Consider the following 16,221-nt stretch of genomic DNA (forward strand, 5'->3'; position numbering starts at 1 on the left):
AAGTATGTGTATGTAGGTATGTGTACGGAATCGAAGGTTGGCGCTGCGCTTTCGACTGCACAGAACTACAGTTGACGTTCTGAGGAGCCACTAGCTGGCTACTTGGAACTACGGTGGCGTCTGTGGGATCCCTCATCTCCCGCAGGCGCCACCGTTTGTAGTTCCGGGGGCGGGTTGTTTCAGCCCCCGTACGGTTTTGTGATGGCTTCCAGGAAGTGCCCCGACGGGTCGAGGAAATAGACACCGCGCCCACCGTCATTGGTATTGAAGCCGGTGCTCGATTTCCGCGGATCGGCCCAATGATCGAGTCTCAGATCGAGTATCCGCTGGTAAATTCCGTCGAAGTCGTTCTCGGATACCAGGAATGCGTAGTGCTGCGGTGAAATCTCAGCGCCTTCGTCGACCTGCGCGTAGTCCAGCATCACTCCGTGCTCGAGTTCGACGGAGAGGAAGTATCCGGCCGGCACAGGATCCGGAAGACCAAAAATGTGGGTGAAGAACCACGCAGACTCTTGTCTGTCTTGCGCGGCGATGATGGTGTGATTGAACGAAATGGTCATTGAAGAACCCTTGGTGTACGACGCCTCCATGCCTGGCGCAGTCCGCCATCGACACGCGACGATAAAAACCAGGAAACCATTTTCGTGAAGCCGACGCAACAGTGAGGGCTCCGGTCAATATGACCGGAGCCCTCACTTGATCGTTTTGTTCGGTCAGGCTTTGCGAGCTGTTTTCATGGCGCGCTCCACTTCCCAGAACGCGCGAAGTGACTGGATTTTGCCCTCGTCGTTGACGCGGTAGACAAACACGCCTTCCGCATCGACGACCATGCCACCAACCGTGCTCCGAATCTTCCCGATGTTGACGTTCTCGTTACCGCACACCAGGGAATCGTCGATAAGGAATTCGAGCGACTCCGTCGTGGCGATCGTCATGTCGTAGAACTTGGAAATGGCTTCGCGGCCGTGATGGCCTTTGCCCTCGGGATCGAAGCCCGAAGGACCGACCGGATCTTCGACCCAGCCATCCTCGGCAAAGAGATCCAGCCAGGCTTCCTTGTTCTTCCCACTTGCCGCTGCCCGCGATGCATTGCCCGCTACACGGGCGGGATGTTCGGTGGTCATCGTTTCCCTCACTGAATGTATTTCTCGGCGAACCTGCGCATGGAATCCTGTTTTGCCTCGAGCGGCGCGTCGAAGCCGATGCCGTCGAAAACCCAAGGAACCGTGATGATGTCGGTGACACCGGCGTCCTCGAGTTCGGCGTAGCCGTCTTTTCCGAACCGGTCGACGCATACGGTCTGGATCTCGTACGGTTCGTTCTCCTTGCCGTACTCGGCGCGCAGTTCGCGCAGTCTGGCGATGACGCCGACCAGATCGTCGAACTTGATCATCGCCGACGTCCAGCCGTCACCCACCCGCGCCGCGCGCTTGAGAGCAACCTCGGTGTGGCCACCGACGTAGAACGGAACCGGTTTGGTGGGAGTCGGACTCATCTGTAGGCGATCGAAATCGAAGAACTCGCCGTGGTACTCGACCATACCGCCGCCGAGGATCAGCTTGATGACGTCGATCATCTCGTCTACCCGGGCACCGCGACGCTCGTAGGGAGCCCCACACCACTCGAATTCTTCCGGAGCCCAGCCGATTCCGACGCCGAAGCCGAAACGGTTGTTCGTCAAAGCGGCGACGGACCCCACTTGGCGGGCGAGGAGCACCGGATTACGGCTACCCAGCTTCAGTACCTGCGTGTAGAACTCGATTTTTTCGGTGACAGCGCCCATCGCGGCGGCGGCGATCAGCGGATCGACCCAGGGGGTTTCGGCAGTCCACATCCGAGACCCGTCCGGCGTGTACGGGTAGTCCGCCGTCTGGGTTTCCATGAAGAACAGTGAATCCGGCAATGCAATGGACGTAAAGCCGCACTCTTCAGCGGTTTTGGCGATACCGGGCAGCTGATCCAAGGGGTTCATCGCAACCCCGACGGTGTACTTCATTCTCGACTTCTCCCTGATCGACGGTTGGCGTGTTTACGTGGTGGGGCGTTCGGAGCCGACGACCCACATCGCGAAGTACTGTGAGCCACCGCCGTACGCGTGACCGAGGGCCTTGCGTGCATCGGCTACCTGGTGGTCGCCTGCCCTGCGCATTACCTGCATCGCGGATTCGGCAAACCGAATCATGCCGGACGCGCCGATCGGGTTGGACGAGAGAACCCCGCCCGACGGATTGACGGGGAGCTTGCCGCCGATAGCTGTTTCGCCGGCTTCGGTGAGCTTCCAGCCCTGTCCTTCCTCGGCAAATCCGAGGTTCTCGAGCCACATCGGTTCGAACCAGGAGAACGGCACATAGATTTCGGCGCAGTCGATCTCGCTGAGCGGATCCGTGATTCCGGCGGCCTTCCAGAGCGCTGCCGCAGCATCGCGTCCGGCCTGGGGGTTGACCTGGTCGCGACCCGCGTAGGTTGTCGGCTCGGTGCGCATCGCCGTTGCATGAATCCACGCGACGGTACGGCCTCGAGCCTCGACCTCGGCGGCGGCCTCTTCGTTGCCGATCACCAGCGCGCACGCGCCGTCAGAGGACGGGCACGTCTCGTCGTAGCGAATGGGATCCCACAGCATTTGTGACGCCTGAACGGATTCGACGGTGATATCGGGCTGCTTGAGGTGCGCGTACGGGTTGATGCTGCCGTTGAGACGGTCTTTTGCGGCAACAATGGCACCGATGTGCGAGGGTGCCCCCGAGCGACGGATATACGAACGGACGTGCGGCGCAAAGTAACCGCCGGCCCCGGCGCCGACCGGCATGTTGAAGGGAATCGGCGTGGACAGTGCCCACATCGCATTCGACTCCGACTGCTTCTCCCACGAAACCGTCAGAACCCGTTTGTGAACTCCGGATTTGACGAGGCTCGATGCCACGATCGCTGTCGAACCACCGACAGACCCGGCAGTGTGGACACGAAGCAACGGTTTCCCGTTGGCGCCGAGAGCATCCGACATGGCGAGTTCCGGCATCATCGATCCCTCGAACAAGTCGGGGGCCTTGCCGATCACCACGGCGTCGATGTCGTCCCAGCCGACATGTGCGTCGAGCATCGCGGCGTCGATCGCTTCGCGGACCAAGCCGGCCATCGACACGTCGTGACGCTTTGCGACGTAATGAGTCTGGCCGGTGCCGAGCACGGCCGCGAGTTGTGGCGTTCCGGCCATCAGTTCCGTCCCTCCAATACTGCTACCAGGTTCTGTTGCAGCACTGGGCCGCTGGTTGCATGGGCCAGTGCGCGATTCGCCTGGCCTCCCCAAATTGCCTGCGCTGCGTAACCGATACGTTCGAGACCACCCGCAAACATCGGGTTGCCGCTCAGTGGGCCACCAGACGGGTTGATCGTCGTTGCATCCGTGAGACCGATTGCCTCCTTGAGGATCAGTTCCTGATGGCTGAACGGTGCGTGGAGTTCGGCGATGTCGATGTTGCTGACATCGCCGCCCGTAGCAGCCTTCGCGGCGGATGCCGTCGACGGTGATGTCGTGAGATCACGTGCTCCGAGGTTCGGAGAGTCGATGCGGTGTTCGATGCCGGAAATCCAGGCCGGGCGCTCGCACAGGTCACGAGCGCGGGTGCCGGATGCCAGAACGATAGCGGCTGCTCCGTCGGTGATGGGCGCACAATCGTGGGCGCGCAACGGATCTGCGAGGAAGGGACTGGCAAGCAAAGCCTCGATGTCGACCTCGCCGGCGAGCTGCGCGTTGGGATTGCTCATCGCGTGACGACGGCTACGAGCGGTTACCTCGGCCATATCCTCGTGCGTCCACTTGCCTGCGTCGATACCGAGTCGTGCCTGCAGTCCGGCAATGGATACCGAGTCGGGCCACAGTGGCGCAACAAGATAAGGATCGAGTTGCATGGTGAGGATTTTGCGCAGGTGTCCTGCGGACGACTTGCCGAAGCCGTACACGAGTGCGGTATCGACCTCACCCGTCAAGATCTTGATCCAGGCCTCGTAGAACGCCCAGGCCGCGTCCATCTCGACGTGGGACTCGTTGATGGGCGGAACGGCACCGATGGAGTCGATAGCCGAGATGAAGGAAAACGATCGTCCGGCAAGATAATCGGAAGATCCCGAGCACCAGAAACCGATATCGGATTTGGTGATTCCCAGGTCTTTGTACAGTTGCTGGAAACAGGGGACCAGCATTTCGACGCCGTTGGTGGTGCCGTGGGTCTCGCGTACGTGCGGGGCTTGTGCAAAGCCCACCACTGCGATGTCTGCAGAAGTCATGTCAGAAGCCCTCACAGGTGGTGTTGGAAGGTGGAGTACTCGGCGTCGGGTTCACCGGTCGGCCTGAAGTATTCGATGTTTTCGAGCGTGTAACCCCACTCCTCGCGTGGCTTCCACTTGGCCTCGACGCGCATCCCCATGCGCACGTCGGCCGCGTCGCATTCCAAGATCAGATGCAGGAACGGAATGTCCGCGCCATCGAGCAGCACGTAAGCCGCGACGTACGGAGGCTTGATCCGCTGGCCGAGAAACGGAACGTTGACGATGCAGAACGTCGTGACAGTGCCCTTGTCCGGCAGTTCGACCTGTTCCTTCGTCGGAAATCCATTGGTGGGATTGGCGCCGCGCGGGGGAATGTAGACCTTGTCGCCCGGGCCGCTACGTCCGCCGATGAGTTTGCCCTCGGCGAGCCCGCGGAGGTAGAAGCTCTCCTCAGCCGACGCGGAGTGCATGAAGTTCAAGTCGATAGGCGTCGTGATCATGGTGACTGGATCCGCGCTCGAATCGACTGAGGCGATACCATTTTCGCTTTCGCCAGGCTCGAAGCACTCGATGTCCGTGATCTGACCGACTCGCTCCGACGCCCACCGAGCGCGCACGCGCATACCGGTGCTGATTGCGCTGGGGGAGTCGACGTCGACCGCGTGAAGCATTGCGGTGTCTGCGCCGTCGAGCTTGATGAGGGCCCACGCGAACGGCTTCGTGAGCGGTTGCCCGTCGATCGGTTCCGGCATCCACGACCAACTCACGACGGTTCCGCCGTCGGACACTCCGACGAAGTCTGTGAGTGGTTCGGCGGTATCCGGATCGAATTCGGGTGGCGGCACAAAAACTCGACCGTTCGACCCGCGCGCCCCGATCACCTTGCGATCACGCAAGGCAGTTACGAATGCGCCGATGGTCGGCCCCGTCGATCTGGTGTAGTCGAAATGGAGATTCAGTGGTGCGCTCAGTGGCTTTTCGGCCACCCCGCTCTTTCCGATGGTCACAAGATCGAGTAGAACAGGTTCTAGAGATTGTGGCAAGGGTCACTTCTGATCACCGGAGACGTGGAGGCGCAAGATGAAGCTTGGGTTGCAACTCGGATACTGGGGCGCACAGCCCCCCACGAACGCTCCGGAACTGATCGAAGCAGCCGAGAACGCGGGCTTCGATTCGGTCTTCGCCGCGGAGTCCTGGGGGTCCGACGCTTTCACACCACTCGCGTGGTGGGGATCGCGGACCGAGAACATTCGGTTGGGCACGTCCGTCGTCCAGATCTCTGCACGCACGCCCACCAGTTGCGCCATGCACGCGCTCACACTCGATCATCTCAGTGGAGGTCGGACCATCCTGGGGCTCGGCGTATCCGGGCCGCAGGTTGTCGAAGGGTGGTACGGGCAACCGTTCGAAAAGCCGCTTGCGCGCACTCGTGAATACTTGGACATCATCCGCCAGGTCCTCGCTCGCGAAAAACCCGTCGCCAGCTCCGGACCGCACTACCCGCTGCCGTACGACGGGCCCGGAAGTTCGGGTCTTGGCAAGCCGCTCAAGGCGATTACGCATCCATTGCGCGCCGACATCCCCATTTGGCTCGGCGCCGAAGGACCCAAGAATGTTGCCCTCGCCGGCGAAATCGCCGACGGTTGGCTAGCCATCTACTACACCCCGAGGCTCGCACCGATGTACAACAAGTGGCTTGACGAAGGATTCGCGCGCGCCGGAGCGCGTCGTAGCCGTGAAGACTTCGAGGTAGCTGCTACCTGCCAGGTCATCGTCACGGACGATCGCGCAGCAGCCATCGCCAAGCTCAAACCCATGACAGCCCTCTACGTGGGCGGAATGGGCGCACCGGAGTTGAACTTTCACGCCCAGGTCTACAAGCGCATGGGTTACGAGAAGGAGGTCGACGAGATCGGCCGGCTCTTCATGTCCGGTCGCAAGGAAGAAGCTGCGGCGGTCGTCCCCGACGAAATGGTCACCGAGACCATGATCATCGGCAACCTCGACGAAGTTCGAGCCGGCGTGAAGCGCTGGGAAGAGGCCGGCGTCACGATGCTCCTCGTGACCTGCCGCGACGCCGATCATGTACGGGAATTGGCGGCAGCGGTGCGGGGCTGACATTTTTTGAGCGAACGTACCTTTCAGCGCATCTGAGGCGATCAACGCCACTTTCGCACCGCGAAAGTTATCCACAGGTGCCGGTAAAACCCCAGGTCGCCGTCGATGGTGAGAGTGACGTGTGCGTCATGCTGCACTCATGCGTCGAGGCGAGTGGGGGCGGGACCCCGATGAGATTTACCGAGCCAGCACGAGCGGAGTAATCCGAGTGTCGGAGTTGGCGAGACTACGAGTGTCGAACTCAGCCGTTCACGGCAGATGCCGAGCCGGCGGGCCGTGGCAACGGATACTTCCCGGGGTCATCATGCTCGGAAACGGGCAGCCGACCCCACGGCAGCGGGCGGTAGCCGCGCTCATGTTCAGTGGCGCCGACGCGATGCTCACGGGTCGGTCCGCATTGGCAGAGTACGGATATCGCAGCAATTCGGGTGACGTGCAGGTTCTGATACCGATCCATCGACGTGCGCAGTCGGTCGGATTTGTGGTGGCGGAGCGCACTATTCGGCTACCTGAACCAGAGACGCGGAGCGGCCTGCGTTGTGCGCCGCTTCCGCGTTCACTGCTCGACGCGGCCCGGCGATGTAGGGGCATCGGTCCTACTCGGGCGCTGATTGCGGAGGTCATTCAACGAGGTGATGCGTCGGTGCGTGAACTCGCCAAGGAACTCGATGCGGGAAGTTGTCGTGGGTCCGCCCTTCCTCGGGCAGTGTTGCGTGAGGTGAACGCCAATCTGCATTCCGTCCCGGAAATCGAGGCGCGCGAATTGTGGAAGCGAAGTGGTCTGCCCGACATGTTGTTCAACCAAGAGATACGCGACGCGGACGGAAAATTCATCGCGATTCCGGATGGATGGATCGACTCTGTCGCATTCGCGTGGGACATCGATTCGTTGGAGTGGCACTTGTCGCCGACGGACTACAAACGCACGGTCGAGCGTCGGACGCGGATGCAAAACGCCGGAATTATCGTGCTTCCCACGGTGCCGAGCGCGCTGCGCACCGACCCTGAACGTGTCATCGACGACCTCAAGAGACATTTTGCGCTTGCTTGCTCTCGTCCGCGACCACAAGTGTCCGCCGTCATGAACTGATCAGAATCAGCATAAGCGGGACGAAGTGGACCGAAACAGACCAAGCGAACGTACCTTTCGTCGCCTTGGATGCGCCGAAAGGTACGTTCGCTCGAAAAGGGGAGTGGGAGGAGCCTCAGACTCCCTTGAACTTGGGCGCCCGCTTCTCGCCGAAGGCTCGGGGGCCTTCCTTTGCGTCCGCGCTCATGAAGACCTTCATGCCCAGCTCCGCGTCGATGCGGAAGGCTTCTTCCTCGTGCATGCCCTCGGTGTCGCGGATGGTCTTGAGGATTGCCTGGACTGCGAGAGGTCCGTTGGCGGAGATGAGGTCGGCAAGTTCGAGTGCCTTGTCGAGAGCTTGGCCATCCGGGACGACGTGGCCGATGAGACCGATTTCCTTGGCTTCCGGGGCTTTGATGTGGCGTCCGGTGAGCAGAATATCCGCGGCGATGGTGTACGGAATCTGACGGACCAGGCGCACTGCTGAACCGCCGAGCGGAAAGAGCCCCCATTTGGCTTCGGACACTCCGAATTTGGCGCTTTCGCCGGCGACGCGGATGTCGGTGCCTTGCAGGATTTCGGTTCCGCCGGCGATGGCGGCGCCCTCGACGGCTGCGATGAGGGGCTTGGTGAGCCGTCGGCCTTTGAGGAGACCTTCGATTTTGGACATGTCGACGCCGCCGCCGGCAAAGGCGTCTCCCGGGGGTTTGGCGGACATGTTCTTGAGGTCGGCGCCGGCGCAGAAATCGCCCCCGGCTCCGGTGAGGACGGCGACGCGGATGTCTGGGTCGTTGTCGACTTGATTCCAGGCGTCGACCATGATCGCCATCATGTCGCCGGTGATGGCGTTCTTTCGCTCGGGGCGGTTCATGGTGATGATCAGGACGTGACCGCGTTTCTCCACGAGGCAGTGCGGTGCAGTTTCCGAAGTGTCGGATTTTTCGGTCGTCGTAGAGGACACTGATGGCTCCTGGGGCGTCTGTGAGCTGGCTCTCAAATTGGGTCTTGCCAGAAAAGGTAACACGTTCTACTTTGAAGGGCGTGGCCCTTAACATCGCAGACTTCGTAGAGCACTCGATCGACCTCGTTCCGGACCGGGTTGCACTGGTCTCCGATGATCGGGAGGTGACGTACGCGCAACTCGAGGACCGCGCCAACAGGCTCGGTCACTACCTGCGCGAACATGGCGTGAAGCCGGGTGACAAGGTCGGCATCTACTGCCGCAATGTCATCGAGGCAATCGAGGCCATGGTCGCGATCTTCAAGATCCGGGCGGTGATGGTCAACATCAACTACCGCTATGTCGAGAACGAGTTGCAATACATCTTCGACAATTCGGACATGGTTGCGCTGGTCGCCGAGCGTCGATACGCAGACAAGATCAAGAACGTTCTCCCGAACGCGCCCCTCGTCAAGTCGGTTGTCGTCATCGAAGACGGCACCGACGGCGACTACTCGTCGTTCGGCATCGAGTACGAAGCCGCACTGGCGCAGAGTTCGGGCGAGCGCGATTTCGAGGATCGCAGCAACGACGACATCTTCATGCTCTACACCGGCGGCACGACGGGTAGCCCGAAGGGCGTCATGTGGCGCCACGAGGACTGGTGGCGAGTGCTCGGTGGTGGCATCAACTTCGTTACCGGCGTTGCGGTCGAGGACGAGTACGAGATGGCGAAGGTCGGCGCAGCCAACCCGAGCATGGTTCGCTACCCGATTCCTCCGATGATCCACGGCGGCTCGCAGTCGGCGGTGTTCCACAGTCTCTTCGGTGGCGGAACCTGTTTGATGCACCCTGAGTTCGACGCCCATGAGGTATGGCAGAACATCGACAAGCACAAGGTCAACCTCATCTTCATCACCGGCGACGCGATGGCTCGACCGATGCTCGACGCGTTGATTGCCGGAAACCCGGAAACGGGTGAGCCTTACGACCTTTCGTCGCTGTACGTCATGGCAAGCAGCGCGGCGCTCTTCTCACCGAGCATTCAGGAGCAGTTCCTGGAGCTGCTGCCCAACCGTCTGCTCACAGACTCCATCGGAGCGTCGGAGACCGGCTTCGGCGGCTTGGCGGTTCTCTCCAAGGGGCAGAAGCACACTGGCGGTCCGACGGTCAAGATCGACGCCTCCACAACGGTTCTCGGCGACGACGGCAACGAGGTCGAACCGGGATCGGGTCAGCGCGGAATGCTTGCGCGCAGGGGCAACATCCCGCTCGGTTACTACAAGGACGAGGTCAAGACGGCCGAGACATTCCGCACCATCAATGGTGTTCGGTACTCGATTCCCGGTGACTATGCACAGGTCGAAGCCGACGGCACGGTCACGATGCTCGGACGCGGTTCGGTATCCATCAACAGCGGCGGCGAGAAGGTGTACCCGGAAGAGGTCGAAGGCGCGTTGAAGGCGCACCCCGACATCTTCGACGTGCTGGTGGTCGGTGTCCCGGACGAGCGTTTCGGGCAGCGAGTTGCCGCGGTGGTTCAGGTCCGTGAAGGTACGTCTCCGACGCTGCACGACATCGCCACAGCAGCACGCAAAGAGATTGCCGGATACAAGGTTCCGCGCAGCGTGTGGTTTGTCGACCAGATCAAGCGCAACCCGGCCGGTAAGCCGGATTACCGGTGGGCGAAGGCCGAAACGGAGTCCCGTGAGGCCGACGACCACAACGGCAACGGTGCTCCCGAGGCAAACAGTGCAGAGAGCGTGGAAGCCTGATGAGATCCGATCTTGCCGACAAGTTCGGCATCGAATACCCGATCTTCGGATTCACGCCGTCGGAGCACGTAGCGGCTGCGATCTCTCGCGCCGGCGGACTCGGAGTCCTGGGTTGCGTGCGATTCAACGATCCCGAAGAACTCGAAGCTGCCCTGACCTGGATGGACGAGAACACCGACGGTAAGCCGTACGGCGTTGACATCGTCATGCCCGCAAAGGTTCCCACCGAGGGCGGCGCGATCGATCTCGACAAGTTGATCCCGGCCGAGCACCGCGCGTTTGTCGATCGCACCCTCGACGAGCTCGGTGTGCCGCCGTTGTCCGACGACGTCGAACATGCCACTGGTGTGTTGGGCTGGCTGCACTCCGTTGCCCGCTCGCACGTCGATGTTGCTCTGGGGCATCGAATTGCTTTGATCGCCAATGCTCTTGGTTCACCGCCGAAAGATGTCATCGATCAGGCTCATGCAAAGGGGGTCCCGGTCGCGGCGCTGGCCGGTGCTGTCGAACATGCCCGTCGTCATGTGGAGAACGGCGTCGACATCGTGATCGCGCAGGGCTACGAAGCCGGCGGGCATACCGGTGAGATCGCCTCCATGGTGCTGGTTCCCGAAATCGTCGATGCCCTCGGTGACTCTGCGGCCGTGTTGGCTGCCGGTGGAATCGGAAGCGGTCGACAGGTGGCTGCAGCTCTTGCGCTCGGTGCGTCCGGAGTGTGGATGGGTTCGTACTGGCTCACCACGTCGGAGTACAAACTGGGCAGCGCGTCAGGGGAAGGGCCGTCGGCAATTCAACGTGCATTGCTGAAAGCGACGTCGGCGGACACCGTTCGGTCCCGGATCTACTCGGGCAAGCCGGCGCGGTTGCTCAAGACGAAGTGGACCGAAGCGTGGTCGAAGCCCGGCGCACCGGACGCGTTGCCGATGCCGTTGCAGAATCTTCTGGTCAGTGATGCGCACCAACGTATTTCGGCGTCGGAGAATCCTGATGTCGTGGCAATGCCGGTCGGTCAGATCGTGGGGCGGATGAACGAGATCCGTCCGGTCGCCGAGGTTATGGCGGAGTTGGTTTCCGGATTCGAAGATGCGCGTGCGCGTCTCGACTCCATGAAATAGCAGACAGAGCAAAAGGCTCTCGGCCACAGTGGCCGAGAGCCTTTTGTTGTTTCAGCCCGCCAAGTCGTCCGGTCCGACGTTGTCGGCCAGCCATTCTCCGCGACTGAGCACGCCGCCGTCGTCTCGACGACGGGCGATCACGAAAATGACCAGGGCAGCGGCGGCGACCAACGCGAGGATGCGCGATGGCGTCAGGTTCGGATTCTTCATACTTGTAATTTTGCCGCAAGATCTGTCGGCATGGGAGATACCGTGTCGAAGATCAATGCTGCCTTGAATGTCCTAGGTCGATGTGTCCGCGTGCAGGTTTCCGATCCGCTGTCGTAGACCACCGAAATGCACGTCGAGAGTGTGCGCAGCTTCGATGGCATCGCCGGTACGAATAGCGTCGAGAATTGCGCGATGCTTCGACGCTATATCGACGAGCGGTGTATCCGAATGCCCGATTGCCTGCTGGATTTCGCTGTACACCTGCCAGAAGACATCCATCAATTGTGCAAGCACCTGATTGTCGAGCGGTGAATACAACCGGCTGTGGAAAGTCGCATCGATATCGGAGAAATTCTTTCCGGCTGCTGCGCGGACTTCCATCCCTGTGACGAGTTCGTCGAGTGCGTCGTGGTCCTCGGTGGTCATCTCTGCCATTGCGGCGCCGATCAGACCGGTTTCGAGAGCCTGACGGATATCGACCAATTCCATCGCTTCGTGGCCGGTGCCCTGAAGTGACAATCTGCCCCGGAACGTCAGGCCGTCGGCCAGAGCGTCGAAGTTACTCGGAGCGACGAACATTCCGAAACCGTGCCGGATTTCGACGACGCCCAAGGCCTGCAGAACCTTGAGAGCCTCGCGCAGAGTGTTCCTGCCGATTCCCAGTTCTTCGGAGAGTTCCGCCTCGGTGGGCATCGGATCACCGGGGGAGAGCCGACGATCCAGGATCAGGTTCATGATGTCTGATTGAAGTGCGCGCATGCGGTTCTGCGCGCTGAAACGAGCACGCGGTGTGCCACTCCGAACAGACATCGATTCCCCTTTTCCGAATTGAACGTCCTTCATCCTATGTCCGCTTGTCGACTCCATCGGGTATCACGCATCCACGGTGCGTTGCAGCAGGCTTGGGGCCGCGCCGAGCAGTTTTGCGGTGTAGGCGTCGGACGGGTTGTCGAACACTTCCTGCGCTGTTCCCTGTTCAACGATCCGCCCGGCATTCATCACGACAATGCTGTCGGAGACGTAGCGAACGGTCTGGATATCGTGCGAGATGAAGACCATTCCCAGCCCGAGTCGTGCCTTGATGTCGCTGAGCAAATTCAGGATCTGCGCGCGCACCGACACGTCGAGCGCGGATGTCGGCTCGTCGGCGACGATCACGTCCGGTTCGAGTGCCAGAGCACGGGCGATGGCAACGCGCTGGCGCTGTCCGCCCGAGATCTGACTCGGGATGACTTCGAGCGCGGATTGGGGAAGCCCGACCAGTCCGACCAGTTCGCGGACCCGAGCAGAGCGGGTGGAACGATTCCCGATGCCGTGTACGTCGAGTGGATCGGTGAGGATGTCGGCCACCGTCATTCGCGCATTGAGCGCGGTGGCCGGGTCCTGGAACACGATGGAGATAGCGCGCCCGAATTCCTTGCGGACCGACGCCGATCGGGTCAGAGCACTCTGTCCACGAAAGACGACGTCGCCCGACGTCGGCTTCTGCAGTCCGACCATGACCTTCGCGAGCGTCGACTTGCCGCAACCGGACTCGCCCACGATGCCGATCGTCGTCCCTCGTCGCACGGCGATACTGACATCGTTGACGGCGTGCACGGTTCCGGGTTTGAACAACGATCCCGAACGAGTCTTGTGGACGACGTGAATGTTCTTCAGTTCCAGGATGGGTGTTTCGGCTGTGGTCATCGCACGCTCTCCAATTCCGATTCTGCGGATACGGGTGCCGCGGACTGGTTGGCGAACCAGTGCTCGGTCCCGCCGATCCGAACCATCTCGGGCTTTCGGTGGGGATCGGAATCCGGACGCAGGGAACGTTCGGCAAAACGGTCACCGGTGGCGAAGCTGCCGGGCGACGGCACGGTTCCCTGGATCTGGTGGAGCCGCGGAGCCTCGTCCTCGATGGAGAGAACGGCGCCGAGGAGGCCCTGGGTGTATTCGTGACGCGGATCGATGAGCAGATCGCTGGTGGGCGCAGACTCGATGACCTGACCGGCGTACATCACCGTGATCTTGTGGGCGAGCGAAGCAACGAGTGCAAGATCGTGGCTCACGAAAACCATCGCAAAGCCGAGCTTTTCCCGCAGATCGTTGAGCAGGTCCACCACCTGAGCCTGGACGGTGACGTCGAGAGCAGTGGTGGGCTCGTCGGCGACGATCAGGCGCGGGCTACGCGTGAGCGACATCGCGATGAGGACGCGCTGGCGTTGACCACCCGACAACTCGTGCGGGTAGCTGGCAAGCGTGCGAACCGGGTCGAGTCCGACAAGTTCGAGAAGTTCCTCGGCGGTACGTGTTCCGCCTCTTTTGGTGAGCTGCTTGAACTGGGCGCGGATCAACATTGCCGGGTTCAGGGAGCTGAGTGCGTCCTGGTAGATCATGGCCATGTCGTGTCCGCGAAGCTTGTTTCGTTCCCGGTTGTTCAGTTCGAGGACGTTGACGCCGTCGAAGAGGATCTCACCGGTCACCACTGCGGTCTTGGGCAGCAGGCCCATGATCGCCAGTGACGTCAGCGACTTGCCACAGCCTGATTCGCCGACCAGAGCCATCGTCTCGTTCGGACGGACCGTGAAGCTGACGTTGTCGACGATCGCGGTGTCACCGTAGCGTTCCGGGAAACGGATCGTCAGATTGCGTACCTCGAGCAGTGGAGCGGCGTCGCCTTCGTAGACAAGACGATCGGTGCGTGTCCGTTCGGTTTCCGCCAGGATCTTCAGGTGCGTTTCGAGTGGCGTCGGCGCGACGACCGGTTTCAGCGCCTTGGTGACAATGACACTCGAGTCGGCGAAGTCATCACTGACAACCAGTGATTCGGCGTCTCGCGCGGCCTCTTCTTCCAGGATGAGCTCGTTGGACGTTTCCTCCGCAGCGGCGGTGCGGGCTGATTCGAGAGCTGTCTTCTTGGTCTTCTTCAGGCTCGGATCAGCCATCGCGTCGGTGAGACCCTCGGCGAGGACGTTCAGGGAGAGCACGGTCAGAAGAATCAGCAGACCGGGGAACACCGTTGCCCACCAACCACCGAGCAGGACCATGTTCTTGCCGTCGGCGATTACCGATCCCCACGACGGGTCCGGTGGTCGCACGCCCGCGCCGATGAACGACAGGCTGGCTTCGAGCACGATGGCGTCGGCAACCATGACCGTGCAGAACACGAGAACAGGGGCAGCGCAGTTGGTGACGACGTGCTTGACGACGATGTGGGAAGTGCTTGCCCCGATGACTTTTTCAGCGGCGACGTAATCCTCGCCGTACTGGGCGAGCACGTTGGCGCGAACGACACGCGCAACCATCGGGGTGTAGAGGAAGGCGATGGTGACGATGAGGACGGGGATCGAACCGCCGAACGCTGCAACGAGGACGGCTGCGAGCGCGATGCCCGGGAACGCCATGACGACGTCGAGCACACGCATGATGGTCTCGTCGACGGACTTTCGGCTGGTTGCGGCCACCGAACCGATGAGGGCGCCGGCGCACAGTGCCAGGAAGGTGGACCCGAGGCCGATAGTCAGTGACCAGCGTCCGCCGTACAGCAAGCGGCTGAACAGATCTCGGCCGAGACTGTCCTGGCCGAACCAGTGTTCCGCGCTGGGTCCGGACGTACCCACAGCTTGTTCGAGCGGGCTGTACTGCGTGATGAGCGGTGCGAACAGGCAGGCGAGGACGATGATCGCGAGGACGGCCATCGAGAGCCAGGCGGAGAGGGGAAACCGTGAAAAGGTGATACCGGGACGCGAAAGCTTCTCGGTGAGTTTTCTTCTCATCATGCTGCGCTCCGAAGTCGTGGATTGACAAGCAGGTAGAGGATGTCGACCGCGAGGTTGACGACGACGAAACCGACTGCGATGACGATGACAACACCCTGGACAACTGCGGGGTCGCCGTTGGTGACGCCGTTGATCATGAGCTGACCCATGCCGGGAAGGCCGAAGATTTGCTCGATGACAACGGCGCCACCCAAGAGATACCCGACGCGCAGACCCAGAACGGTGAGCGGGTTGATCAGCGCGTTACGCAACACGTTTCGCCCGATCACCACGGGGTAGGGCAGGCCGCTTCCGATGGCCGTGCGGACGTAATCCTTGTCCAATTCCTCGACCATGGACGTGCGGATGATGCGGGTGAGTTGAGCCGCGACGGGGAGTGACAGAGACAAAGCGGGGAGCGCCATGTACCACAGCCAGTCCGTGACCGAGTCGGCCGGATTGACGTAGCCGCCGGTGGGGAACCACCCGAGTTTGACAGCCAGATACTGAATCATGAGCAGCGCCAACCAGAATGACGGTGCGGCGACGCCGGCGAGTGAAACCACCCGGATGACCTGATCTGGCCAACGATCACGGAACAGGGCGCTGGTGACACCGAAGATCAGTGAGAGCACGATGGCGATCACCAGGCCCAGAACAGTGAGTTGAATCGTCAGCGGCAGTGCCGTGGAGATCGAATCCAGCACCGGGGTACCGGAAATCAGGCTGTCACCCATGTTCCCACTGAGGAGATCGGTGACGAAGTGGACGTACTGCAGCGGCAGTGGGTCGAGCAGTCCGTTCTCTTCCTTGAACTGCTGCAACTGTTCTGCCGTCGGGTTACCACCGTTGAACGCCGCCGTTGCGGGATCGGTGGGCGCGAACTGCATCACGATGAAAACAAACGCGATGATGCCGAGGATCAGGGGGATCAGTATCAGTAATCGCCTGATCAGCATGGGGAGGACTCTGGCCATCGGGGGATCTC

16 protein-coding genes are annotated in these 16,221 nt (G+C 61.3%); 4 read left to right on the forward strand and 12 right to left on the reverse strand.

The genetic code is table 11. The annotated features are described in order from the left end of the window. Positions 1 to 179 precede the first annotated feature (179 nt). The 6 genes from KYT97_RS24330 to KYT97_RS24355 form a co-directional block, all read right to left on the reverse strand. The gene (locus KYT97_RS24330) at positions 180 to 560 is read right to left on the reverse strand and encodes a VOC family protein (RefSeq protein ID WP_033232620.1); all 381 of its coding nucleotides are present in this window, start codon (positions 558 to 560) and stop codon (positions 180 to 182) included. Between the two features lie 153 nt (positions 561 to 713). Further along, entirely contained in the window at positions 714 to 1,124 is a 411-nt protein-coding gene (locus KYT97_RS24335; protein WP_033232322.1) for a nuclear transport factor 2 family protein, read from the reverse strand. A gap of 8 nt (positions 1,125 to 1,132) precedes the next feature. Beyond that, on the reverse strand, positions 1,133 to 1,996 hold the full coding sequence (locus tag KYT97_RS24340; RefSeq protein WP_033232321.1) for a TIGR03619 family F420-dependent LLM class oxidoreductase: 864 nt from the start codon (positions 1,994 to 1,996) through the stop codon (positions 1,133 to 1,135). A 33-nt stretch (positions 1,997 to 2,029) separates the two neighbouring features. After that, positions 2,030 to 3,211 carry a thiolase domain-containing protein gene (locus tag KYT97_RS24345; RefSeq protein ID WP_033232320.1) on the reverse strand — a complete coding sequence of 394 codons (1,182 nt, stop codon included), beginning with the start codon at positions 3,209 to 3,211 and terminating at the stop codon, positions 2,030 to 2,032. Beyond that, positions 3,211 to 4,281, reverse strand: coding sequence for a thiolase domain-containing protein (locus tag KYT97_RS24350; RefSeq protein ID WP_033232319.1), 1,071 nt, complete (start codon positions 4,279 to 4,281; stop codon positions 3,211 to 3,213). Before KYT97_RS24350 ends, KYT97_RS24345 begins: the two co-directional genes overlap by 1 nt. An 11-nt stretch (positions 4,282 to 4,292) precedes the next feature. Then, positions 4,293 to 5,270, reverse strand: coding sequence for a Zn-ribbon domain-containing OB-fold protein (locus KYT97_RS24355; RefSeq protein ID WP_179300839.1), 978 nt, complete (start codon positions 5,268 to 5,270; stop codon positions 4,293 to 4,295). Positions 5,271 to 5,343: 73 nt separating this feature from the next. Here KYT97_RS24355 and KYT97_RS24360 point away from each other — a divergent pair, with 73 nt between their 5' ends. Together KYT97_RS24360 and KYT97_RS24365 are read left to right on the forward strand one after the other, a co-directional pair. Further along, entirely contained in the window at positions 5,344 to 6,381 is a 1,038-nt protein-coding gene (locus KYT97_RS24360; protein WP_219110863.1) for an LLM class F420-dependent oxidoreductase, read from the forward strand. A 139-nt stretch (positions 6,382 to 6,520) separates the two neighbouring features. Next, complete coding sequence (locus KYT97_RS24365; RefSeq protein WP_045069691.1) at positions 6,521 to 7,471, forward strand: hypothetical protein; 951 nt, start codon at positions 6,521 to 6,523, stop codon at positions 7,469 to 7,471. Positions 7,472 to 7,586: 115 nt separating this feature from the next. On the opposite strand, the gene KYT97_RS24370 is transcribed toward KYT97_RS24365, so the two are convergent. Further along, positions 7,587 to 8,411: a crotonase/enoyl-CoA hydratase family protein gene (locus tag KYT97_RS24370; protein ID WP_219110864.1), complete on the reverse strand. Its 825-nt coding sequence runs from the start codon at positions 8,409 to 8,411 to the stop codon at positions 7,587 to 7,589. Positions 8,412 to 8,491: 80 nt separating this feature from the next. Between KYT97_RS24370 and KYT97_RS24375 the strand changes: the two genes are divergently transcribed. Continuing rightward, entirely contained in the window at positions 8,492 to 10,165 is a 1,674-nt protein-coding gene (locus tag KYT97_RS24375; RefSeq protein ID WP_045068668.1) for an acyl-CoA synthetase, read from the forward strand. Then, the gene (locus KYT97_RS24380) at positions 10,165 to 11,280 is read left to right on the forward strand and encodes an NAD(P)H-dependent flavin oxidoreductase (RefSeq protein WP_033232313.1); all 1,116 of its coding nucleotides are present in this window, start codon (positions 10,165 to 10,167) and stop codon (positions 11,278 to 11,280) included. Before KYT97_RS24375 ends, KYT97_RS24380 begins: the two co-directional genes overlap by 1 nt. 51 nt (positions 11,281 to 11,331) lie before the next feature. Here the strand turns inward: KYT97_RS24380 and KYT97_RS24385 are convergent, their stop codons facing one another. From KYT97_RS24385 to KYT97_RS24405, 5 genes are all read right to left on the reverse strand, one after another. Next, positions 11,332 to 11,490, reverse strand: coding sequence for a hypothetical protein (locus KYT97_RS24385; RefSeq protein ID WP_165826328.1), 159 nt, complete (start codon positions 11,488 to 11,490; stop codon positions 11,332 to 11,334). A gap of 72 nt (positions 11,491 to 11,562) precedes the next feature. Next, positions 11,563 to 12,300, reverse strand: a complete 738-nt coding sequence (locus KYT97_RS24390) for a FadR/GntR family transcriptional regulator (RefSeq protein WP_033232618.1) — start codon at positions 12,298 to 12,300, stop codon at positions 11,563 to 11,565. Positions 12,301 to 12,363: 63 nt separating this feature from the next. Beyond that, a complete protein-coding gene (locus tag KYT97_RS24395; RefSeq protein ID WP_033232312.1) occupies positions 12,364 to 13,179 on the reverse strand; it encodes an ABC transporter ATP-binding protein in 816 nt (271 codons plus the stop codon). Then, the gene (locus KYT97_RS24400; protein WP_181933009.1) at positions 13,176 to 15,251 is read right to left on the reverse strand and encodes a dipeptide/oligopeptide/nickel ABC transporter permease/ATP-binding protein; all 2,076 of its coding nucleotides are present in this window, start codon (positions 15,249 to 15,251) and stop codon (positions 13,176 to 13,178) included. The genes KYT97_RS24395 and KYT97_RS24400 overlap by 4 nt, the downstream gene beginning before the upstream one ends. Further along, on the reverse strand, positions 15,251 to 16,210 hold the full coding sequence (locus KYT97_RS24405; RefSeq protein WP_033232310.1) for an ABC transporter permease: 960 nt from the start codon (positions 16,208 to 16,210) through the stop codon (positions 15,251 to 15,253). The genes KYT97_RS24400 and KYT97_RS24405 overlap by 1 nt, the downstream gene beginning before the upstream one ends. Positions 16,211 to 16,221 lie beyond the last annotated feature (11 nt).

Origin of the sequence: Rhodococcus globerulus (assembly GCF_019334125.1) — a bacterium.
Taxonomy (GTDB): domain Bacteria; phylum Actinomycetota; class Actinomycetes; order Mycobacteriales; family Mycobacteriaceae; genus Rhodococcus_F; species Rhodococcus_F globerula.